Here is a 434-nt window from a genome sequence, read left to right as displayed (position 1 = left end):
CTGGGAACCAGCCTGTATGCACCTACGGGTAATGGTGATTTCATTTTCGGCCACGATGGCGCGAACGATCCGGCGATCAATACGGCGGCGAGGTTGAATCCTGAGAGCGGCGACGCATTGGTTATCCTGGTGTCCGGGCAGTCCTCTCTGGCCACAACTCTGGGTTCGGACTGGGTGTTCTGGCAGTCCGGCTATCCTGACCTTTTTGCGACGGACGCTGTATTCGGGAGTATGATGGTGCCCGCGCTGTCAGGTGCTGCCGTGATTCTCGCAGTAGCAGTGGTGCTCGGTCTGCGGACCAGGCGCAAGGGGTGAACTGTATCCAAAGTGTCGCCGTGTGGTGCAGAAAAAGTTTTAGCAAACGCGCCGATGCTGACAAACGCCGATAGGCGGGGTGCTCCCCCTGCATGATGTCGAGCAAGTTAACCATTAGG

The 434-nt window shown here is 57.8% G+C and carries 1 pseudogene; it reads left to right on the top strand.

Annotated elements, in window-relative coordinates:
- Window positions 1–315: pseudogene (locus A3709_RS24305) on the top strand (serine hydrolase); the annotation flags it as partial.
- Window positions 316–434 lie beyond the last annotated feature (119 nt).

The organism is Halioglobus sp. HI00S01 (genome assembly GCF_001635445.1).
Lineage (GTDB): Bacteria > Pseudomonadota > Gammaproteobacteria > Pseudomonadales > Halieaceae > Halioglobus > Halioglobus japonicus.
Note: the sequence above shows the minus strand (reverse complement) of the source record. Positions and strands in the feature narration are given on the sequence as shown.